The organism is Neobacillus sp. PS3-12 (assembly GCF_030915385.1).
In the GTDB taxonomy this organism is placed as follows: Bacteria; Bacillota; Bacilli; order Bacillales; family Cytobacillaceae; genus JAEVLT01.
The window spans coordinates 2,910,141-2,931,475 of record NZ_CP133268.1 but is presented as its reverse complement, the minus strand read 5'-3'; the positions used below and the strand labels follow the sequence as shown (position 1 = coordinate 2,931,475).

Sequence of the window (21,335 nt, the reverse complement as noted above, 5' to 3'; positions counted from 1 at the left end):
AAACAAAATCCGTCGAACAATCTGTGATGTCCGTTAGGACATTTTCCTTAGAAAGGAGGTGATCCAGCCGCACCTTCCGATACGGCTACCTTGTTACGACTTCACCCCAATCATCTGTCCCACCTTAGGCGGCTGGCTCCTTACGGTTACCCCACCGACTTCGGGTGTTACAAACTCTCGTGGTGTGACGGGCGGTGTGTACAAGGCCCGGGAACGTATTCACCGCGGCATGCTGATCCGCGATTACTAGCGATTCCGGCTTCATGTAGGCGAGTTGCAGCCTACAATCCGAACTGAGAATGGTTTTATGGGATTGGCTCCACCTCGCGGTTTCGCTACCCTTTGTACCATCCATTGTAGCACGTGTGTAGCCCAGGTCATAAGGGGCATGATGATTTGACGTCATCCCCACCTTCCTCCGGTTTGTCACCGGCAGTCACCTTAGAGTGCCCAACTAAATGCTGGCAACTAAGATCAAGGGTTGCGCTCGTTGCGGGACTTAACCCAACATCTCACGACACGAGCTGACGACAACCATGCACCACCTGTCACTCTGTCCCCCGAAGGGGAAAGTCCTATCTCTAGGAGTGTCAGAGGATGTCAAGACCTGGTAAGGTTCTTCGCGTTGCTTCGAATTAAACCACATGCTCCACCGCTTGTGCGGGCCCCCGTCAATTCCTTTGAGTTTCAGCCTTGCGGCCGTACTCCCCAGGCGGAGTGCTTAATGCGTTAGCTGCAGCACTAAAGGGCGGAAACCCTCTAACACTTAGCACTCATCGTTTACGGCGTGGACTACCAGGGTATCTAATCCTGTTTGCTCCCCACGCTTTCGCGCCTCAGCGTCAGTTACAGACCAGAAAGCCGCCTTCGCCACTGGTGTTCCTCCACATCTCTACGCATTTCACCGCTACACGTGGAATTCCGCTTTCCTCTTCTGCACTCAAGTCCCCCAGTTTCCAATGACCCTCCACGGTTGAGCCGTGGGCTTTCACATCAGACTTAAAGGACCGCCTGCGCGCGCTTTACGCCCAATAATTCCGGACAACGCTTGCCACCTACGTATTACCGCGGCTGCTGGCACGTAGTTAGCCGTGGCTTTCTGGTTAGGTACCGTCAAGGTACCGGCAGTTACTCCGATACTTGTTCTTCCCTAACAACAGAGTTTTACGACCCGAAGGCCTTCATCACTCACGCGGCGTTGCTCCGTCAGACTTTCGTCCATTGCGGAAGATTCCCTACTGCTGCCTCCCGTAGGAGTCTGGGCCGTGTCTCAGTCCCAGTGTGGCCGATCACCCTCTCAGGTCGGCTACGCATCGCCGCCTTGGTGAGCCGTTACCTCACCAACTAGCTAATGCGCCGCGGGCCCATCTGTAAGCGTCAGCCGAAACCGACTTTCAGCTTCACCTCATGAGAGGTGAAGAATTATCCGGTATTAGCGCCGACTTCCGGTGTTATCCCAGTCTTACAGGCAGGTTGCCCACGTGTTACTCACCCGTCCGCCGCTAATCTTGAGGGGCAAGCCCCTCAAGATTCGCTCGACTTGCATGTATTAGGCACGCCGCCAGCGTTCGTCCTGAGCCAGGATCAAACTCTCCATTAAAGAGTATGAGTTAGCTCATAAATGTTACGTTGGCTAGTGAATACTAGATTCACTATATTTTTATTGTTGACGTTTTTGTTTGTTTAGTTTTCAAAGAACAATTTTTTAAAACAGCTTTATCATAGTAACACTTCACTAAGTTATTGTCAATAACTTTTTAAATACTTTTTCAATGAGTGTTGCTATCAACGACTGCTTGAATATAATAACACCCCATTTTAGAATCGTCAACACTTTTTCATATATTTTTTCTCATGCGTTCTGTTTATTTTGGTTGAACATGGAAGGTATGAAAGTTCTTCGAGCAGGGAATCCGATTAATGTAGGTGGGAATCATCATGAAACTCGGTCTAACTACCTTAAGTCTAACATTATCAGGAGGATGTAAATGTTTCGTTCATACTTTACATCAAAAATAATTTATACCCTGATCGCTACTATTTTATTAATCCTTGCTTTTTATAATATTTTCTATGGTTTATCCGATTTTCCAATTTTCAGTTGGGATGAAGCAAGACACGGAGCAAGTGCCTATGAAATGTTAAAAAAGAACAATCTTATTGTTAATACATATAAAAATAAAATTGATTATTGGAACTTAAAACCTCCACTTAGTTTTTTAATAACAATAGCCGGGTACAAATTAGTCGGGTTTAATACACTCGGTTTAAGACTCCTTTCAGCTGCATCAGCTTTGCTTACAATTTTGATCATATTCCTTTTTGTTTTAAAGAAGCATGGCATCCTAGCATCATTCATAGCTACTCTATCATTAGCTACCAGTACACAATTTTTAATTAATCATAGTGCAAGAACAGCTGATGCGGATTCTCTTTTTGTATTATTATTCACTTCCTCTATACTTTCTTTAGTACTAAGCGCGCATTCGTCTAAATGGTTTTATGTATCTGCCATCTCATTCTCTTTAGCCTTCTTAACTAAGAGCTGGCATGCTTGTAATCTTTTTATTATAATTTTTCTCTATCTTATTTTTACAGGTGTTTATAAACGCCTTACCTTAAAAAATTGGGTTCTATTGTTAAGCTTTATGTTCGGCCCCATTATCATATGGGGATTACTCAGATATCAATATGATGGGATAGAATTTTTTAAAAATATGATTACATATGATTTGTTAAAAAGATCATCAACCACCATTGAAGGGCATTTTGGTTCAAGACTCTATTATTTAGAGATAATCTGGAGATTTTCAAAGGATTGGATCATGTTGTTGATCGGTTTAACATTAGCTAATTTATATAAAGCTTCCAATAGAATAAAGCCCAGTTTGAATGGCTATGCAATCGGGCTTTATTTATGGCTTTTCATTCCGCTCATCCTTTATTCAATGGCGGAGACGAAAATTAGGTGGTATATACTCCCTATTTATCCTGCCTTATCTATCATTATTGGGGTCCTTTGTGCGAATGTTTTTCAAAAGGCAAAGGTCGGAATGAAAGTTACCATCTTAGCACTCATTGTATGGATCTCAGCAAACTATGAACAACAAATTTTTACTTATATACACCATCCCATTCCAAAATTACACCTTAGCTTAGTTCAAAGCTTACAAAACATAAATGAAGTAAAGGGTTATAATTTATATATTTACCGTCATACCAAGAATGTGTGGGCACAAAATACCGTACTGGCAGCGGAATTATATGGTGATTTAAGGGTACGAGATGGCGGGTTAAAAACATTTTTGAAAAATGATCGGGCATTACTTTTGTTAAAGAAAACAGAAAAGACAAAACAGCTGATCAAATCGAACCATCTAGCGATTATAACCTCTAATAAATGGGGCTATATCGTCAGTAAGTCTACTCCATAAAGGGCTTGGTCTTTTTTACAAGCCCTTTAGAAATACTTTTCATAAAACCAAAAACGTTTACCGAGGCAGATGGACGCCAATTCTCGTGCCAATGCTCCCGAATTCCAAGTTCCGTTATTATTAGAAAGGACTATGACCGTAACTCTATCATCGACAAATTCAACAAACTCTGATTTGAATCCTGGCAAGCTACCATTATGTTCGATCATAGGTCTTCCAAAACTAATCAAATTATCCGCCACATTCCAGCCATAACCATATTTAAAAACACCCCATCGGGCACTGTTTATATAACCTGTCTCCATTTTCTTTATTTCCTTAGAAGGAAGAAGGCGTCCATTATGAATGGCATTATCATATTTTTGCAAGTCACCAACGGTTGATATAATATCACCTGACCCTGCAAGCTGGCTTTCATCATCTTTCATTTCAAGCTTCTTCATATTCTGAAAGCCGTCCGCCAGCATTTCCGCATCATCTTCATTTAGATAGGTATGGTTCATTCCCACAATCCGAAAAATATGTGTTCTAAGGTAATTCCCATAACTTTCACCGCTCACTTTTTCAATGATCCCAGCAAGAATGGTATATCCAGTGTTCGAGTAAACATATTTTGTCCCGGGGAAAATGATAGAGGCTCTTGGCTCATTAAATCGATGACACCAGAGATCGTGATCGGCTTTGTTGTATCAGTGATTTTAAAGTGATCTTTCACTCCCGAACTATGCGTTAACAAGTCATGTATCGTAATTTTCTCCCCATTTCGAAAGCCTGGAAAGTAATTTGAGATAAGGTCAGAAGTTTTTAATTTACCTGCTGCTTCAAGCTGCAAGATCGATAAAGCTGTAAATGATTTCGTCAGTGAAGCAATTCGATACTCTGTATCAACTTGATTCAGGACTTTTTCGCTGTAATCAGAAAAACCATATCCTTTCTGAAATAGAATCTTACCGTCTTTAGCAACAAGCACTGTCCCATTAAACTGAATTTCAGCAGCTTCCTTATTCATATAGGCTGTAACTTTTTGCTGGAGGGTTCCTTTTAATTCCGAATGCGAAGTACTTCCATAAGTTATTAAAAGCATAACGAGAATGAGCAAGAGACTACCGCTCAAAAATAACAACCACCTTACTATTTTTTTCAATCTTGCTACTCCCTCCTTTGAAGAAAAAGTAAAACCCTCATCATTATAGTACAAACCCTCAAAAAAAATGCCAGCCTTGTTTAAGGCTGGCACTACGGCATCTAATTATTTTGTTATTTTTACAATACCTTCTTCATTCGCATCAACTTGTCCGTGTTTTTCTATGACAACCTTTTCACCATCTGTAAGGTTGGTGAAAACAATCGGAGTAATAATCGATGTCGCATGTTCTTTTACATAGGCAAGATCCACTTTCATAAGCGGCTGGCCTTTTTTTACTGTTTCATTTTCTTCCACAAGTGTTTCAAAACCTTGGCCTTGTAGGTTTACAGTATCAATACCTACGTGGATAAGGATTTCTCTGCCGCTATTGGACATGATCCCGATCGCATGCTCCGTTGGGAACAGGTGAACAATTTTTCCATCAACAGGTGATACGATTGTTCCTTCACTTGGAATAATCGCAAAACCGTCTCCCATCATTTTTTCAGCAAATACTTGATCTGGAACTTCAGATATGGCTTTGATTTCGCCCTTTAATGGAGAAGCAAAAACTTCATTTATTGTTGTTCTTACTTGAAGTGCCGCTGGGTTTCCTTCTTCAATTTGCTGCTCTACCCCTTTTTCAAGAGATTTTATAATAGATAAGCGAGATTTCTTTCCATCCATAATATCTTTCATTTGACCCTTAATCGTTTCAGAACGTGGTCCAAAGACAGCTTGAATATTGTTGCCAACTTCAAGTACACCAGCTGCACCCAGTCTTCTTAACTCATTTTTATCAACGCTCTTACTATCATTAACCAAAACACGAAGACGTGTAATACACGCATCAAGATGAGCAATGTTTTGTTTTCCACCCATTGCTTCTAGGATATTGTAGGGAAGTTCAGTTACTTGCCCTTTTGTACCCTCATTATTTTCGGTATTTTCTTCGTCCGTTTCGCGTCCAGGTGTCATTATGTTAAATTTTTGAATAATAAATCTGAAAGTAAAGTAATAAATAATAGCAAAAACAAGACCTAGCAAGATCGCAATCCACCAGCGCTCTTTTCCTGGCAGTATGCCAAACAATACAAAGTCAATTGCTCCGCCAGAAAATGTGTAACCAAGATGTACTTTAAAAAATGCCATTAATACAAATGCAAGGCCATCTAATACCGCATGGATAAAGAATAATAACGGTGATACAAATAAAAAGGAAAATTCCAATGGTTCAGTTATACCAGTTAGGAATGATGTTAAAGCAGCCGACCCAAGTAAGCCTGCAACAATCTTTTTATTTTCAGGACGAGCTGTATGATACATAGCAAGTGCAGCAGCTGGTAAACCAAACATCATGATTGGGAATTCCCCCTGCATAAAGTAACCAGCGGTAAGTTTCACGTTATCTTTTAATTGTGCAAAGAAAATCGTCATATCACCATGTACAATTTGACCGGAGTGTGTCTTATATGAACCAAACTCATACCAGAATGGAGCATACCAAATATGATGCAATCCAAAAGGTATAAGCAATCTTTTAATAAATCCAAACATAAATACTGAAAAATAAGTTCCGCTTCCTAACATCCAGTTTGACATAGCATTCATACCATGCTGAATTGGCGGCCAAATAACTAATAACAACAATCCAGCAATAAGGGAAAAAGCTGCAGTGACAATTGGGACAAACCGTTTACCAGCAAAAAAACCAAGGAAAGAAGGCATTTCAATGTTGTGGTATCGATTATAAGCAAATGCAGCAATCAAACCAACAATAATGCCCCCAAATACTCCCGTTTGTAACGTTGGGATCCCTAATACAGTCGCAAAAGATGGGTCCTTGGCTACCATGCTCGCTGTCACACCAAGCCATGAACTCATTACTTGGTTTAAGACTAAATAGCCTACAATAGCTGCAAGAGCAGCGGCACCATCTCCAGCTAAACCAAGGGCAACACCAGTGGAAAAAATTAGTGGCAAGTTACCAAAGATAATATTGCCGGAATTCTCCAGTATATTTGAGACCATCTGAATCCAATGTACATGTAAAAACGGAAGATAGTATAGAGTTGTTGGCTGTTGAAGAGCATTTCCAATCCCCAACAAGAGGCCTGCTGCCGGTAAAATAGCAACTGGAAGCATTAAAGCTCTACCTACTTTTTGCAAAACGCCAAATGCGTTTTTAAGCATAGAAAAAAACCTCCTAATCACGAATAAAACACATTAAGCGTTTCCAAACAAAAAGGGCATGAGTAAAAAATCAATGAAGGAAGGTATATGGGTGTATTTTTCCCAAAACTTCACTCTCATAAAAAATTTACTCATGCCTGATCGAATCAGTAACACGTAAATAAATAATGGCTATTTTATTTTCTTTTGAAGCCGTTGGAGATGCATGGTTAAATACACTGCTTCAGCATCAAAAACCTTTATTTTCAAAGCTTGTTGCATAATCTTAATGATCTTCCAAGCGAGATTATAGCACACAGGATATTCTTGTTTTAATAGGGAGGAAATTTTATCTGGTTCCTCAACTTGCTCTCCTTTGACAACCCTTTCAATTGTATAGCGAAGATGGCGAACAAGCCTCATATAATCAATACTCTCTTTATCTATTTCAATCCCCATTTGTTCTTCAATCATTCTAATTAACCTGCTGACAAGCTGAGAATGCTGATTTACATCCGATAGTGTTTTATTGGTAATCGCACTATGAATATGTAAGGCGATAAACCCGATCTCTCCAACTGGAAGAGACACACTTGTTTTCTTTTTAATTAATTCAACCACATCTGATGCGACTTCATATTCGAATCTGTATAAAGTTTTTGTCTCAATTAAAAAGGGGTTGGTGATTCCCATCCCTTGTCTTACTCGAGTTATGGCAAACATTAAATGATCTGTTAAAGCAACATGAATATGCTCATTTAATTGTGAATTTGTCCTTTGCTTGATTAATTGTATAGCGGAAATAATTACCTCTAACAACTCATTATCAATAAACGGAAGAAGCTTAATATAATTTTCTTGCTCTTTTTCATTTTTAAGTACAAAAAACTTCTCTGCTAAATCCGTATCTATAGTATCCCCTTGTTTCCTGTTAAATCCTATCCCTTTACCAATTAATACAACTTCTTGATAAGAGGGATGATCAGCAATGAGTACATTATTATTTAAAACCCTTTCAATTTGTAAGGTTGCCATTCCTTCTCCTCTTTTCAGCATAACGCTAGTATAAATATGTTACCTGAGTCAAAGCGGAAAATCAACGACATTAATCGACAGCATCATAAAAAAAGGAATCATGCAGATCGCATGATTCCTTTTTTTATACTAAGAAAATAAAGTAACAAATGAAGATGACTAAGAAGAAATACATAATTGGATTAATTTCTTTTCTACGTCCTGCTACGATCATGGTAATTGGATAAAAGATAAAGCCTAGGGCAATACCAGTTGAAATACTGTAGGATAAAGGCATTGTTACCATTGTTAAGAATGCCAGGTACCGCAATTTCAAACTTATCCCATTCAATATGACGTAATGATGAAACCATCAATACCCCGACTATAATAAGTGCAGGTGCTGTTACAGACGATGTAATAACTGATAATAACGGGAAGAAGAACAATGACAAAATAAAGAATCCTGCTGTAACTAATGAAGCAAAACCTGTTTTTGCACCAGAAGCAACTCCAGCAGATGACTCGATATAAGAAGTCGTCGTTGAAGTTCCTAACACTGCACCAACCATTGTAGCAATTGAATCTGAAACAAGAGCTCTTCCTGCATTAGGCAGTTTATTATCTTTCATTAAACCAGCTTGACTTGCAACTGCAACAAGTGTCCCAGCGTTATCAAAGAAGTCAACAAACAAGAACGTTAAAATGATCCCGATCATGCCTGTAGACCAGAAAGAATGATCACCAAAGGATGAGAAAACAGCGCCAAATGTTGGCTTCACACTTGGTACAGCACTTACAACAGCTGTAGGTACTTTGATTAAATGGAAGATCATTCCCACAATTGTTGTAATAATCATTCCGTAAAAAACGGCACCTTTAATTTTTCTTGCCATTAAAATAACCGAAATGATAATTCCAAAGATAGCAAGCAATGTTGGACCTTTTGTTAAATCCCCTAAGCCAACTAAAGTTGCATCATTTTTAACAATGATTCCTGCATCCTGGAAGCCGATAAAAGTAATAAATAAGCCAATACCAGCACCGACTGCATGTTTTAATTGAACAGGAATCGCATTGATAAGCTTTTCCCGAAGACCTGTTAGTGTTAATAAAAAGAAGAATACACGGAAATTAATACTGCACCAAGTGCATGCTGCCAAGGAACCTTACTGCCTAAAACAACTGAATATGCAAAAAATGCGTTTAGTCCCATTCCTGGAGCCAATGCAAGTGGATATTTACCAAGAAGCCCCATAACAATTGAACCAATCGCTGAAGCAATCGCTGTTGCTACAAACACTGAACCATAATCCATTCTCATTGCATCTGGAAGACCTTTAATACTAGAAAGTGACAATGTAATTGGGTTTACCGCTAAAATATAAGCCATTGCCAAAAAGGTTGTCAAACCACCAAGAAACTCTTGACGATAACTCGTTCCCAGCTCTTTGAACTGAAAATACTTTTGCATTTTTGTTTTCCCCCTATAATGATTATCTAATATATTGACCAAAAAAACGCTTCGGTATCCACCGAAGCGTTGACTATAGGCATATGTACAAAAGAAAGGAAATTACTCCTATCTAACACTTACCTCGTAGTCAAGCTATTTACGGTAGCCTGGTAGAAACTTTTGGGCCATATTCCCAATATTATACGAAAACAATATGAAATTATTAGTACCTTTGTATCATACCAACCTCCCCCTTCTTCTGTCAACAAAAAATACGAACGTTTTTCACTTATTTAATAAGTACGTTCGTATTTTCCGAAATATTCCTCTATATTATTTTATTCCCATTCAATGGTTGCCGGTGGCTTACTGGTTATATCATAGACAACACGGTTAACATGGGCAACTTCGTTTACAATTCTGACTGATATTTTCTCAAGAACATCCCATGGGATTCTTGCCCAGTCAGATGTCATTCCATCAATGGAAGTGACCGCTCGGATTCCGATTGTATAATCATACGTTCTGGCATCACCCATTACCCCAACACTGCGGATATCAGGTAGTACCGTGAAATATTGCCAAATATCGCGATCTAATCCTGCACTTTTAATTTCTTCGCGAAGGATCCAATCTGATTCCCTTACAATTTCAAGCTTATCATCTGAAATGGCTCCAAGAACCCGAATACCAAGACCAGGTCCTGGGAATGGCTGTCTCCACACGATTTCATCAGGAATTCCAAGCTCAGTTCCAAGTGCACGAACTTCATCCTTGAACAATGTATTTAATGGTTCAATCAATTTAAATTGCATATCTTCTGGCAGGCCACCAACGTTATGGTGTGATTTAATCGTTTGAGCTGTTGCTGTGCCGCTTTCAATAATATCTGTATAAAGGGTCCCTTGAGCTAGGAATTCAATTCCCTCAAGCTTCGTTGCTTCATCATCAAAAACATAGATAAATTCATTTCCGATAATTTTCCGCTTTTTCTCAGGATCTGAGACACCTTCAAGCTTACTTAAGAAACGGTCTTGGGCATCAACCTTAATGACATTCATATGGAAGCCCTCTGCAAAGGTCTTCATTACACTATCAGCTTCATATTTACGAAGTAAGCCATGGTCAACAAAGATACAAGTCAGCTGGTCCCCTATTGCTTTATGAATAAGTACTGCTACAACCGAAGAATCAACACCGCCGCTTAAGGCGCACAATACTTTTTTATCGCCAACGGTTTGCCTGATTTTCTCCATTTCCATTTCGATAAAGTTTTCCATGGACCAGTCACCTTTAGCCCCGCAAACCCGGAAAACAAAGTTTTTCAAAAGATCGTTACCGTAAACGGTGTGGCGTACCTCTGGATGAAACTGAACGGCATAAAGATTTCGTTCTTTATCACTCATCGCAGCAATTGGGCATGATGGGTTGGTACCATCGACCACAAAGCCCGCAGGTGCTTCAACAACCAAATCTCCATGGCTCATCCACACAGTTTGTTCAGTTGGAAGGCCTTCAAATAATGCGGATTGATTTTGAATGCTTAAAACTGCTTTTCCATATTCCCGATTCTTTGCCTTCTCTACCTTTCCGCCATAGTAAAGGGTCATTAGCTGCATGCCGTAGCAAATACCGAAGATCGGAAGTCCCATTTCAAAAATCTTTTCATCACAGCGAAATGAATTTTCATCATATACACTGTTTGGTCCACCAGAGAAGATAATTCCCTTTGGATTTAACTTTTTAATTTCCTCAGCTGTAATGGTATGGGGGTGAAGTTCACTATACACACCAAACTCACGAATTCTCCGTGTGATCAGTTGGTTATATTGACTGCCAAAATCTAGGACAACAATCATTTCTTGCTTACCCGTCAAGGTTAGCCACCTCTTTCTAAAATGTTCATTCATTTAGTTTTCCGCCGAAATCCGAAAACATAACAAAAAAAGAAAACTAGAACCCGTCCCTCTTTCCAAAAAATAAAGAAGGCAGAAATCTAGTTTTCTCGTAAAAAACATAGATGTAAAATTTCTGCCTTCATAGTCAGGTTATTTATGGTAACCCGGTAGATACTCTCGAACCGTATTATCGAGGATATATGAAGGAAAACGTTCGTAAATTTCCACCATATTGTAACAATAGGATGTTTTATCGGTCAAGCAGTTGCCTATTTAATAGAATATTCCCATAATTTTTAATACATACATATTGGTTATTCGCCGTTACCAATCGCAAGAAATTCACAAATAATATAGAGACAGGCTAGAAAGGGGTGATCGGTTTCTAAATGAACAACTTTTTCAACCTAAAGATGATCGTGTTGGATTTATTTTCACCTATTAACATGATAAAAAGACACAAAGAAAGCAAATTTCATTATTGGGGTCTTGGGGTAGATTGCTGCACCTACCATAGTTCCCGCTTTTCAGTTCGTAATCATTGTGTCACTCTCGAAGGTTTTCAAGAGGCATTAGCTGAGAATGCTGCTATTCGTTACTCCATTGTCAAAAAAAAATGGTGGGGAAAAAAAGAAGTATATGGTGAAATAGAAATGTTGGGGAATTACCAAGAACCTCATTGCTTCCAAATCACGGTAAAGGATATACCTAACGGAGAACATTTTCAGATAGAGGTTTTTAATAGCTTTCATATAGCATGTGGACATTTTAAGGTAGAGGAAGGGTATATTTAGCTGCTAATCCAGTATCCCAGCCCAGCTAATAGGAATCCCAGAAAATAGCTGCTAAACAAATAAAGAATAAAGAGAAACTGCTGCTGATTTTTCTTTAATAAAAAGAGTTCAAAAGTAAAGGTCGAAAAGGTCGTGTATGCCCCTAAAAATCCTGTGCCAGCTAACAAAGTGACCGAAACAGGAATCCACTCATTTCCGATCAATATCCCCATTAAAAATGATCCAGTTATATTTACGATAAACGTTCCAAGTGGAAACAATCTATTTTTAGTAAAAGTAAGATTTACCCAATATCTAGTTATTGCCCCCAAAACCCCCCCTAATCCTACTAACCATATTTGGCTGTCCATAATTTGTCTTTACACCCCTTTGCTTTCCCATCTTGTTAGTGAAAAACCTAAATATACAAATAAGTAGCCTCCAATGGAACTTACCAGAAGATACATAATAGGAAGTAGAAAGATTCCATGCTTAAAATAAGTAATGACCTCCACACTGAAGGTTGAAAAAGTTGTATAGGCACCAATTACCCCTGTGCCAATACCGACAACAATCCAATTTGGGAGATGATAGGTTCTTGCCAGCCCCTGCAAGCACCCCAAGAAAAAGCAGCCGGATAGATTAACGAACAAGGTTCCCATAATCGGAATATTCTCTGCTAGTAAAAACCATTTATAAATTAAAAATCGAAGAATCGCTCCAATGGCTCCTCCCATCCCAACAGCAAAATACATGTTCCCCATCCCCCTTTCCTTCCCTATTTTATGCCGGACAAGCAAAAAAAGAATCAGAGCATGAACTCTAATTCTTTAATCATTGTCATTGTTATACCATTCTTCTTCCCATTCATCGGCTTCGTGCTCAGAGCACCACCTATAGTTTCTTTGGTAGAAGGTTTTAATATAATTATTCAACATAAGATGCCTGATCCTTGTTTGTTCAGGGGGTAATGCGCCTGCACGAGAGTAAACTTGGATTAAGTCGCTATAATCCCGATAAATCCGCTTATAAGCTTGATCAAGCTGTTTCCTCTGTGCCCAGGTGTATTTAATATTCTTGGTACAATTCATTTCAGGGTCATACAATTCTTTTTTAGGATAGGCTACCTTCTCCGTACCCTTAGCATACGTATCAGCAGATGTTAGAAAAAATGAACACAGAAGCATGAAAGCAATAAGTAGTTTTTCCATCCTCCTAAACCTCTTTAGCCGAAAGTCGCAAATTAGTCATCATACCGATCATCTTCACCTTCGTGATGATCATCATCGGTGCCATGCCCATGGCCAGCCCCTTCTTTTTCCACCTCTAATACTTTACCTGAAGATTTCTCAATTTCAATCTCATACTTACCATCTTTTGCTTGGACAATAATTTCGTATTTTTCCATTCCGTCATCTTTTTCAACTTTGGCGCTTAAGATTTTCCCTTTAACTTTACTAAGGGCAATTTGCTTTGCCTTTTCCATCGTAATTGCCTCTTTTGGGCTAACCTCTGCTGCCTTAGCTGCTAAAGCATTAAGGCTGAAAACTAAGTTGAGGGATAAAAGCAATCCGATGATTAATGTCTTTTTCATCATAAACACTCCTATTCTTTTTTCTTAGTTTTCGAGTTCCTGATGAAAATATACAGACTGCTGCTTATTTTTTAAAAAAGAGAGGATCAGCTAGTTAAGATTAGTTGCAATATCTGAAAAAGATAGGCCTGTCGCCTATTACGGTTGTCCCTTTTTGCGCATACGTTATTGTAGTAGAAATCGGAGGGATTGGAATGTATGTTTAGTTTACAGGGATCAGAGATCAGTCATTTTCTATTTGCGATGGGATTTCTTTTGGCCACAGCACATTTATTAGGCTTTTTAGCTGAACGGTTATTAATCCCGCGGGTAATTGGGGAAGTTGCTGCTGGGTTATTATTAGGTCCAACACTTTTGGGTCACTTTTTTCCAACTCTATTCCATTGGGTTTTTTTAGGGTTTCCAGCAGAGGAAAAACTCTTTGCGCTTCTTTATCAGTTTGGTTTGCTTATGTTGATGTTCAGCTCAGGGCTTAAATTTCAAACAAGCTTTACCAAGGAGGATATGAAAGTTACATCCTTACTAGTTGCTGGAGCAACGATTCCCGCCTTTATTATCGGCTGGCTCTCCGCAGATACGCTAAATATCACTCCTTACTTGGGTGCGGTAAATAACGTTCTTGCATTAAAGATTGTCATCGCTATTTCGATAGCAGTCACGTCCATTCCCGTCATTTCAAAGATCTTCAATGACCTTGGAATTATGCAAACTCGCTTTGCAAAAATTGTGATCTCTTGTGCAGGTATTCATGATATTTTGCTCTGGATTGCCTTAGGATTTGCTACGTCACTCGCTGCCAACCATGGATCTTATACAATCGGCACCGCTTTCACAAGTATAGCGATTAGTGTAGGGTTTATCGTCGGAGTATTATTACTCGGGTACTGGCTCTTTAATCGGGTGACTTTTTTAAAAATGAATCTCCTCTTCAGGTCCTCGAATCTTGGCTATTTTTTGTTTATTATGTTCATGCTAGCCGCTTTAGCAGGTTCGATTGGAGTAGAAACGATCTTCGGGGCTTTATTGGCTGGTCTCATTGTAAAAATAGCCATGCCAAAGGCTGTGTCTGATCGAATAGAGCAAGGTGTTGCCAATATTTCCTTCTCTTGGTTCATACCGATCTATTTTGCTACGGTTGGTTTACAGCTGAACCTTGTTAACCATTTTAACTTCTTATTTTTCCTCGGCTACTTGCTCCTTGCTACACTCACGCAAACTTTAGCTGTCTACCTCTCCTCAAGGTTAATGAAATTTGATCGGCTCACAAGTTTCAACCTGGGGATTGCGATTAATAATCGGGGCGGACCTGGGATTGTTCTTTCATCGGTTGCCTATGCAGCGGGAATTATTAATCAAGACTTTTTTGCGATTCTTGTTATGTTAGCTCTAGTGACCTCTTGGTTCCCAGGAACATGGCTAAGTTTTGTTCTTCAGAAGGGATGGAAATTAATGCCTGGTGATGAAAAAATAAACGAAGTTCATGAAGAGAACAAAAAAAATATAAAATCATTACACTAATAAAGAGGCATGGGTAAGCCCCATACCTCTTTCCATTTGGAAAATCACTCAGGATTTCGGTTTAAATGTTTTACAGCATGTATTGGCAGAATGATTTGCCTCTTCTGTCCGATTTTTAAAATCATCAAAGTCCTGTGAAAATTCAGTATCATACTTTGATTGATGATCCATATCTATTTTAATTCGATCAGCTCCGCATATATTCCCTTCGGCATGAAAAAAACAATTTGCTACCGAACAGTTAACCTCTACATTAGGCATAAATATCCTCCCAACTAAAGCCAAAAGTTTAAGACCAATGAGTAGATCACGTACACGACCCCTCATTATCATTATTTTGTCTTGCTTTCGCTCTCAATATAATTGGGAAAAAAAGTGAGGTTAGGATTGGACTTGCGGTTGATACTAAGGATCAAACAATTATTTTAAAAAGTCTTCCCTAATTGGGGTAAAAACGTCTAAAAGCATTGAATTTTCTTCAAGTGCTTTTACCCCATGCAGCGTATTGGATGGTATGTCTTTACCTTGCTAACCAGCCGCCATCAACGGCTAAAACATGACCATTTATATAATCAGATGCTGGACTTGCTAAGAAAACAACTGCCCCCATTAAATCAGCTGGTGTTGCCCAGCGGCCTGTCGGAATACGAGAGGTAATTTCCTTTTTACGCTCTTGGTCCTCAAGAATCGGTGCTGTATTGGCTGTTTCTACATAACCTGGTGCAATTGCATTGATTTGAACCCCATATTGTGCTAATTCATTGGCAAATGCCTTTGTAACCCCTGCAACCGCATGCTTGCTGGCAGTATAGGGGGGAACAAATTTTCCACCCTGGAAGGAAAGCATGGAAGCAATATTAATGATCTTTCCACTTTTTTGTTCCACCATTACTTTTGCTGCTTCTTGGCTTAAGAAGTATAGAGAATTTAAATTAAGCTCCATTACGGCATCCCAATCTTCAGCCTTGTACTCCAGAAGTGGTGCGCGGCGAATCGTACCTGCATTATTGACTAAAATATCAACTTTTCCATATACTTCTAGACATTTAGCAATAATTTCCTTGTGAGCTTCGCGGTTTGCTAAATCTGCTTGAAAAAATTCTGCACGACAGCCTTCTTTTTCGATCAGGCCTCTTGTTTCTTCCCAGCTTGTTCCATGCGTAACAACAAAAAGATCAGCACCTGCTTTGGCTAACGCAACTGCATAAGCTTGTCCCAGCCCAGTAGCTCCCCCAGTAACAATTGCAACCTTTCCGGTAAGCGAGAACATATCTAACGAGAAATTGCTTAACGGCGATGTCATAAAATCTCCTCCTGATCTAATCTAAATGCTTATCTCAAATCTCCCATTTTCACATGGTCCATATCGTCATAAGTGATGTTTTCTCCACACATTCCCCAAATAAAGGTGTAGTTGCTTGTAGCTGTCCCTGTGTGGATTGACCAGCTAGGAGAAATAACCGCCTGCTCATTTTTCATGACAAGATGTCTCGTTTCATTCGGCTGACCCATAAAATGGAAAACACGTGTATCCGATTCCATATCAAAATATAGGTATACTTCCATGCGTCTTTCATGGGTATGGCATGGCATTGTATTCCATACGCTGCCCGGTGACAGCATTGTTAACCCCATTTGCAGCTGACAGCTTTCACAAACATTCGGATGAACATACTGATAAATTCTTCTTTGATTTAATGTTCCTTGTTCACCTGCTTCAAGTGGCTTAATGGTTTTAATATCGATCTTTACAGTTGGATATGTATGATGGGCTGGAGTAGAGTTGATATAGAATTTAGCAGGATTAGCTGCATCCTTTGAGCGAAAGAGTACCTGTTCAGTCCCTCTCCCTACATAAAGGCCATCGCGTCGTTTCATATCATACTCCACACCGTCCAGGATCACACTGCCGTCTCCGCCAATGTTGATAATCCCTAATTCACGGCGTTCCAGGAAGTAAGAAACCCCTAGCTCTTTATCAAGCTTAATCTTCAGTTCCTCTTGGGCTGGAGTTACTCCCCCAAAAATCATGCGGTCAACATGCGTATATGTTAGATGAACCTTCCCAGGCTCGAAAAGAGTTTCAACAAGAAAGTTTTCTCTCAGTTCGTCTGTATTCATTTTTTTTACTTCTGCTGGATGATTTGCATAACGAGTTTCCATTAAACCATTCCTCCCAAAAATATGTTAATCACTAAGAAGTTCCATACAAGCAATTCTACCTTATTATCCTCCGTTCCATAAGAAATTCATAAAATGTTAGTTTAATTTATATGAAAAAAGGTCTTTCAGTAGTTGAGTAAACTCCTGAAAGACCTTTTTCTTTATTTGGTACTTTAATGTGGACGACCTAACTAAATTGAATGAATGAACTATTGACTTTGATACTGTTCGTTCTCAGAAAACAATTTTCGTTTTAATGAATCTTTATCAATAAAATAATAGCCATCCTGATTTAAAGAAACATAATTTTTCTGTTTTAATTCAGTTATTGTTCGACATACTGTTTCTCGTGAGGTGCCAATCATTTTCGCTAAATCACTGCTTGTAAACTTTGTCTTCAATTTATAACCTTTTTCTGTTTTTTCACCATTTGATTGACAAAGCCTGATCAAGAGTAAAATGATTTTTTCATAAGTATCATGAAAAAGGTGTCCCTCTAATCTTCTTTCCAAATCAGTAATTCTTTCGCCTAAGAAATTAAAGATTTTCATACAAACTTTAGGAAAAAAAACAAGGATTTCTAAAAAGTACTTAATGGGAATGGATATTAAATGAGCATCCTCTAGAGCTTTAGCATCAGTAACGTGGTATCCTGTTCTCTTAAATCCGATATACGGAAACATCTCCCCGGGCTCCAAGACATAAATAATATACTCCTTGCCAGTGAGATTCTTTTTATATATTTTTACCTTTCCATTACAAATAAAATAAATGTGGTCAAGTTGGTCACCTTCCTTATAAATGTGCCTTTTTTGCTTATAAGGACGGATTTGAGCAGCATCTGCAAATAAAGAAAGCTCCTCTTTAGTCAAGTCTTTAAATAAAGGAATTACAGCTAACCATTTTGCAATTTTCTCTTTTTGCCACACGGAATTGTCACCTCCACCACTTACTGATTTTCACATCATTTGATGCCTGTTACATGACAGGTATCACAAGATGTCGAAACTTTACGCACCTTGTGGCATTTAATACAATCATCCATCTTCGGCCTAATAAAACTATCATTATAGACAACCTGTTTGGCCTGTGCTGAATTCCACTTACCATACGTTGTTTTTGAAGTTTCTTTCCCTTCTGAAATGCCGCCATGAACCACATTATAATGACACTGCACACATAGGACGCCTTTTTCTAAGTGCTTTTCATGCGGAATGATGACTATGCCATCCACAGTTTGCTCTTGTGTTTTATTTTTCATATTGTGGCATTTTTCGCATACTGAGTTTGGTATTGGATCTTTTATTTTGATTGGGGCTGTGTAACTGTCTGTAACCTTTTGATAGACTTGGTCAAGCCCGTTTATCTTTGCTTTTGCCTCATTGATTATTCCAGGTTGTATGTGACATTCTTTACAAGCTACTTGACTATGCGATGATACTTTCCACGTTTCGGCCTCTGGATTCATTTCATGACAGCTGTTGCAGAATTTCGAACTTGAGGTTGCTTGAGCAGTGCCATACACAGCAAAGCCGAAGACGATCAGGATACCTAATGAGATTAGTAGAATTTTATACAGCTTTAACCTTGGACGGTTAGAGCTCTGTAGTTTTTCTTGTTCTTCTTCCACTTCAATATTCCTCCTGTTTTATGAATTGTTTTATACATTTTGAGATAGTAGCAACACTAGTCGCAATTAACTGATACACGAACTATGTATGACATTAAACACTATTAATTTGGATCGTCATTGCTTTTACATCTGGTTGAACAATCAAATGGCCTGTCATTTCTTTTATTGATGCAATGTTGAACGGTTGTTGCAGAGTTTTGACTAATGGTACTAGTACTTTGCTCACTGGATTTTTCAATATCTTTGGAAGTGTGCTAGGCTGCAGTTACTGCAGAGGTTTCGGCCGAACTATTTATTACATCAATTGGTACATCTTGGCAACTAAGGATTATGACAAAGAAAACAGCTCTAATACCAAGACCTAACCTGCACTGACAATGAAATGAATGATCGCTTTAACCATTTTCCCCCTCCTTTTTATTCAAAAATCACAATTAAATCCTAATAGCTAAAAGTTGCTAGTCCTGTGATGGCTATCACAACTTTTTGCTGTTATGTGAAGGTTTTGTGAAGGTGTCTATAGAAATAGGGGTTTGAAAAAATGAGAGTTTTGTGAATGTAAATACCGTTTCAAAGTTGGGCATATAAAGAAAGAAAAAGAGGCTTCTCAAAAATTTGGACAATTAATGAGAAGCCTGCCATAACACTTATGTTGTTAGCAATTCACCAAAAGCTAACATTTATTTGATCAATCCCTCTTTAGAAAGCCAATCTCTTGCTACTTTCGTAACATCCTCGTGTTTAACATCTACTTCATAGTTTAATTCCTTCATTGTATCTGCATTTAATTTATCAGCCATTTGATTTAAAAGCTTTCCTACTTCTGGGTATTGTTTTAATGTTTTTTCACGAATAACGGGTGCACCGTTATATGGCGGGAAGAATTGTTTATTATCCTTTAACTCTACCAAATCAAAGCCTTTAATGCGCCCGTCTGTAGCAAATCCCATTGTAACATCCACTTGTTTCTCATGTACGGCATTATAGACAAGACCTGAATCCATTTTCACAATATTACTGTCTGGAAAATTGAATCCATATTTATTCTCTAGCCCCTTAAGACCATCTGCCCGCGCAAAGAACTCAGCGTTCGTTGCAAATTTTAACTTATTTGGATTTTCCTTCACATACTTAGCAAGATCCGATAAGGACGTAATTCCTAATTCTTTTGCACGGTTTGCTTGCATCAGGATGGCATACGTATTGTTGAACTCAGATCGATTTAACCAATCAAGCCCTTTTTTCTTGTCCAATTCTTTTACTTTTTCATAGGCTTTAACAGGGTCTGTTACTAACGGCTGTTTTAAATAGACAAGCAAAGCAGTTCCGGTATATTCCCAGTACAAATCAATCTGCCCATTTTCCAGTGCAGTCCTAGCAACAGTACTCCCCATACTATCTGCTTCATCCACTTTATATCCCTTTTCTTTTAACAGGATAGAGGTCATTTTTGTTAAAATATGCTGCTCCGTAAAGTCCTTTCCCCCTACTGTAATTTTACCCTTATCTCCACTACCAGATGTTGTACTTGAGCCGCATGCTGCAAGGAAAGTTGCAAAAATCATCGTACAGATTAACAGAATTATTTTCTTCATATCATTTCCCCCTTATTTTTGGGCTGTGTCAAATTTGGCTGTTGATTTCCACTCCAGGCACTTGCTTTCCGCGGGCGTGCCGTGGAGCCTCCTCGGCGCCATAGGCGCCTGTGGGGTCTCCACAGCCCCGTACTCCCGCAGGAGTCAGGTGCCTTCCACTCCAATCAACAGGTTCAAAAAATCAACAATGGCCTTTAACACAGCCTATTTTTTATATTAGTTCTGCTTTACGTTGTAATCCCTTTGGTATGACTGCTTTTTCAAAGATTCCTAATCCTGCATCTATTAAAATAGCTAATAAAACGACCGGCAATGCACCTGCGAGCATGATTCCAGTGTCATATAAAGATATTCCTGTAAAAATCAAGTCGCCGAGTCCTCCTCCGCCAATTAAAAAGGCAAGAGCGGCAGTACCTACATTAATAACAATGGAGGTGCGGATTCCTGCTAAAATGGCAAAGGCAGCATTGGGAATTTCAAGCTTCCATAGAATAAGCTTTTGTGTCATACCCATACCTTTCCCAGCATCAATGATGGCGGGATGAACGGAGTTGATGCCTGCCATGGTATTGCGAAGAATTGGCAGCAATGAACTGAACCATAAGGCAAAAACAGCTGTCTTCCATCCTAATCCGAGATAGGACATAACAAGTGCCAAAATAGCGATACTTGGTACGGTTTGACCAATATTAGCAATGTTCATGACAATAAATTCAAATTTTTTAAACTTGGGTCTGGTGATAAAAATTCCAAGCGGGACGGCACAAACGACTGCTGCAAGCGATGAAATCGCTACTAGTTTCAGATGCTGCCCAAGCTGGTTAACTACTTCATTCGTATTCTTAAAAATATACGAAAAGGCACCGATTTTTAAGGCATATAAAAACAATGCCAACAGCAGTATGTAAAGCCCGATGCGAATGACCTTTTCTGTTTTACTTTTCCCCTTCATATATTCA

General features: G+C 39.1%; 17 protein-coding genes, 1 rRNA gene, 2 pseudogenes and 2 riboswitches. Of the genes and pseudogenes, 3 read left to right on the top strand and 17 right to left on the bottom strand.

The features are described 5' to 3' along the window. Positions 1-51: 51 nt before the first annotated feature. A 16S ribosomal RNA gene (locus RCG17_RS14940) occupies positions 52-1,600 on the bottom strand. 388 nt (positions 1,601-1,988) lie between these two features. Between RCG17_RS14940 and RCG17_RS14935 the strand changes: the two genes are divergently transcribed. Continuing rightward, positions 1,989-3,434, top strand: a complete 1,446-nt coding sequence (locus tag RCG17_RS14935; RefSeq protein WP_308170982.1) for an ArnT family glycosyltransferase — start codon at positions 1,989-1,991, stop codon at positions 3,432-3,434. Positions 3,435-3,460: 26 nt separating this feature from the next. Here the strand turns inward: RCG17_RS14935 and RCG17_RS14930 are convergent. From RCG17_RS14930 to guaA, 5 genes and pseudogenes are all read right to left on the bottom strand, one after another. Beyond that, positions 3,461-4,443: pseudogene (locus RCG17_RS14930) on the bottom strand (serine hydrolase domain-containing protein). 240 nt (positions 4,444-4,683) lie between these two features. Beyond that, on the bottom strand, positions 4,684-6,753 hold the full coding sequence (gene ptsG / locus RCG17_RS14925) for a glucose-specific PTS transporter subunit IIBC (RefSeq protein ID WP_308170981.1): 2,070 nt from the start codon (positions 6,751-6,753) through the stop codon (positions 4,684-4,686). Positions 6,754-6,924: 171 nt separating this feature from the next. After that, on the bottom strand, positions 6,925-7,767 hold the full coding sequence (glcT, locus tag RCG17_RS14920; protein ID WP_308170980.1) for a glucose PTS transporter transcription antiterminator GlcT: 843 nt from the start codon (positions 7,765-7,767) through the stop codon (positions 6,925-6,927). Between the two features lie 194 nt (positions 7,768-7,961). After that, positions 7,962-9,139 (bottom strand): annotated as a pseudogene (locus tag RCG17_RS14915) (NCS2 family permease). A gap of 188 nt (positions 9,140-9,327) precedes the next feature. After that, positions 9,328-9,429: riboswitch (purine riboswitch) on the bottom strand. 111 nt (positions 9,430-9,540) lie between these two features. Beyond that, positions 9,541-11,112: a glutamine-hydrolyzing GMP synthase gene (gene guaA, locus RCG17_RS14910; protein WP_308170979.1), complete on the bottom strand. Its 1,572-nt coding sequence runs from the start codon at positions 11,110-11,112 to the stop codon at positions 9,541-9,543. A 110-nt stretch (positions 11,113-11,222) separates the two neighbouring features. Continuing rightward, a riboswitch (purine riboswitch) is annotated at positions 11,223-11,324 on the bottom strand. A 165-nt stretch (positions 11,325-11,489) separates the two neighbouring features. On the opposite strand from guaA, the gene RCG17_RS14905 reads away from it, so the two are divergent. Beyond that, complete coding sequence (locus RCG17_RS14905) at positions 11,490-11,894, top strand: hypothetical protein (protein WP_308170978.1); 405 nt, start codon at positions 11,490-11,492, stop codon at positions 11,892-11,894. Here the strand turns inward: RCG17_RS14905 and crcB (RCG17_RS14900) are convergent. The 4 genes from crcB (RCG17_RS14900) to RCG17_RS14885 all read right to left on the bottom strand — a co-directional run bounded on the left by crcB (RCG17_RS14900) (position 11,891) and on the right by RCG17_RS14885 (position 13,470). Next, entirely contained in the window at positions 11,891-12,244 is a 354-nt protein-coding gene (gene crcB, locus RCG17_RS14900) for a fluoride efflux transporter CrcB (protein WP_308170977.1), read from the bottom strand. The two genes, RCG17_RS14905 and crcB (RCG17_RS14900), sit on opposite strands and share 4 nt — an antisense overlap. 9 nt (positions 12,245-12,253) lie before the next feature. Further along, entirely contained in the window at positions 12,254-12,628 is a 375-nt protein-coding gene (crcB, locus tag RCG17_RS14895; RefSeq protein ID WP_308170976.1) for a fluoride efflux transporter CrcB, read from the bottom strand. Between the two features lie 75 nt (positions 12,629-12,703). Next, positions 12,704-13,084, bottom strand: coding sequence for a DUF2680 domain-containing protein (locus RCG17_RS14890; RefSeq protein ID WP_308170975.1), 381 nt, complete (start codon positions 13,082-13,084; stop codon positions 12,704-12,706). Between the two features lie 32 nt (positions 13,085-13,116). Next, positions 13,117-13,470: a PepSY domain-containing protein gene (locus RCG17_RS14885; protein ID WP_308170974.1), complete on the bottom strand. Its 354-nt coding sequence runs from the start codon at positions 13,468-13,470 to the stop codon at positions 13,117-13,119. 195 nt (positions 13,471-13,665) lie between these two features. On the opposite strand from RCG17_RS14885, the gene RCG17_RS14880 reads away from it, so the two are divergent. After that, positions 13,666-14,985, top strand: coding sequence for a cation:proton antiporter (locus RCG17_RS14880; RefSeq protein WP_308170973.1), 1,320 nt, complete (start codon positions 13,666-13,668; stop codon positions 14,983-14,985). Between the two features lie 48 nt (positions 14,986-15,033). Here the strand turns inward: RCG17_RS14880 and RCG17_RS14875 are convergent, their stop codons facing one another. From RCG17_RS14875 to RCG17_RS14845, 7 genes are all read right to left on the bottom strand, one after another. Continuing rightward, positions 15,034-15,246, bottom strand: coding sequence for a DUF1540 domain-containing protein (locus RCG17_RS14875; protein WP_308170972.1), 213 nt, complete (start codon positions 15,244-15,246; stop codon positions 15,034-15,036). Between the two features lie 259 nt (positions 15,247-15,505). Further along, a complete protein-coding gene (gene kduD / locus RCG17_RS14870) occupies positions 15,506-16,288 on the bottom strand; it encodes a 2-dehydro-3-deoxy-D-gluconate 5-dehydrogenase KduD (protein WP_308170971.1) in 783 nt (260 codons plus the stop codon). Positions 16,289-16,317: 29 nt separating this feature from the next. Beyond that, positions 16,318-17,148, bottom strand: coding sequence for a 5-dehydro-4-deoxy-D-glucuronate isomerase (gene kduI / locus RCG17_RS14865; RefSeq protein ID WP_308170970.1), 831 nt, complete (start codon positions 17,146-17,148; stop codon positions 16,318-16,320). 209 nt (positions 17,149-17,357) lie between these two features. Further along, positions 17,358-18,077, bottom strand: coding sequence for a Crp/Fnr family transcriptional regulator (locus tag RCG17_RS14860; RefSeq protein ID WP_308170969.1), 720 nt, complete (start codon positions 18,075-18,077; stop codon positions 17,358-17,360). 35 nt (positions 18,078-18,112) lie between these two features. Next, a complete protein-coding gene (locus RCG17_RS14855) occupies positions 18,113-18,778 on the bottom strand; it encodes a cytochrome c3 family protein (RefSeq protein ID WP_308170968.1) in 666 nt (221 codons plus the stop codon). 683 nt (positions 18,779-19,461) lie between these two features. After that, complete coding sequence (locus RCG17_RS14850; protein ID WP_308170967.1) at positions 19,462-20,376, bottom strand: glycine betaine ABC transporter substrate-binding protein; 915 nt, start codon at positions 20,374-20,376, stop codon at positions 19,462-19,464. Positions 20,377-20,587: 211 nt separating this feature from the next. Then, positions 20,588-21,328: an ABC transporter permease gene (locus tag RCG17_RS14845; protein ID WP_308170966.1), complete on the bottom strand. Its 741-nt coding sequence runs from the start codon at positions 21,326-21,328 to the stop codon at positions 20,588-20,590. Between the last annotated feature and the right edge of the window lie 7 nt (positions 21,329-21,335).

Excerpts from the sequence above, each read along its gene's own strand:
- ptsG (WP_308170981.1), bottom strand. The coding sequence starts at position 6,753 with ATGCTTAAAAACGCATTTGGCGTTTTGCAAAAAGTAGGTAGAGCTTTA.
- crcB (WP_308170977.1), bottom strand. The coding sequence starts at position 12,244 with ATGGACAGCCAAATATGGTTAGTAGGATTAGGGGGGGTTTTGGGGGCA.
- RCG17_RS14905 (WP_308170978.1), top strand. The coding sequence starts at position 11,490 with ATGAACAACTTTTTCAACCTAAAGATGATCGTGTTGGATTTATTTTCA.
- kduD (WP_308170971.1), bottom strand. The coding sequence starts at position 16,288 with ATGACATCGCCGTTAAGCAATTTCTCGTTAGATATGTTCTCGCTTACC.
- RCG17_RS14935 (WP_308170982.1), top strand. The coding sequence starts at position 1,989 with ATGTTTCGTTCATACTTTACATCAAAAATAATTTATACCCTGATCGCT.
- RCG17_RS14890 (WP_308170975.1), bottom strand. The coding sequence starts at position 13,084 with ATGGAAAAACTACTTATTGCTTTCATGCTTCTGTGTTCATTTTTTCTA.
- guaA (WP_308170979.1), bottom strand. The coding sequence starts at position 11,112 with ATGAATGAACATTTTAGAAAGAGGTGGCTAACCTTGACGGGTAAGCAA.
- RCG17_RS14850 (WP_308170967.1), bottom strand. The coding sequence starts at position 20,376 with ATGAAGAAAATAATTCTGTTAATCTGTACGATGATTTTTGCAACTTTC.
- glcT (WP_308170980.1), bottom strand. The coding sequence starts at position 7,767 with ATGGCAACCTTACAAATTGAAAGGGTTTTAAATAATAATGTACTCATT.
- kduI (WP_308170970.1), bottom strand. The coding sequence starts at position 17,148 with ATGGAAACTCGTTATGCAAATCATCCAGCAGAAGTAAAAAAAATGAAT.
- RCG17_RS14885 (WP_308170974.1), bottom strand. The coding sequence starts at position 13,470 with ATGATGAAAAAGACATTAATCATCGGATTGCTTTTATCCCTCAACTTA.
- crcB (WP_308170976.1), bottom strand. The coding sequence starts at position 12,628 with ATGTATTTTGCTGTTGGGATGGGAGGAGCCATTGGAGCGATTCTTCGA.
- RCG17_RS14845 (WP_308170966.1), bottom strand. The coding sequence starts at position 21,328 with ATGAAGGGGAAAAGTAAAACAGAAAAGGTCATTCGCATCGGGCTTTAC.
- RCG17_RS14875 (WP_308170972.1), bottom strand. The coding sequence starts at position 15,246 with ATGCCTAATGTAGAGGTTAACTGTTCGGTAGCAAATTGTTTTTTTCAT.
- RCG17_RS14880 (WP_308170973.1), top strand. The coding sequence starts at position 13,666 with ATGTTTAGTTTACAGGGATCAGAGATCAGTCATTTTCTATTTGCGATG.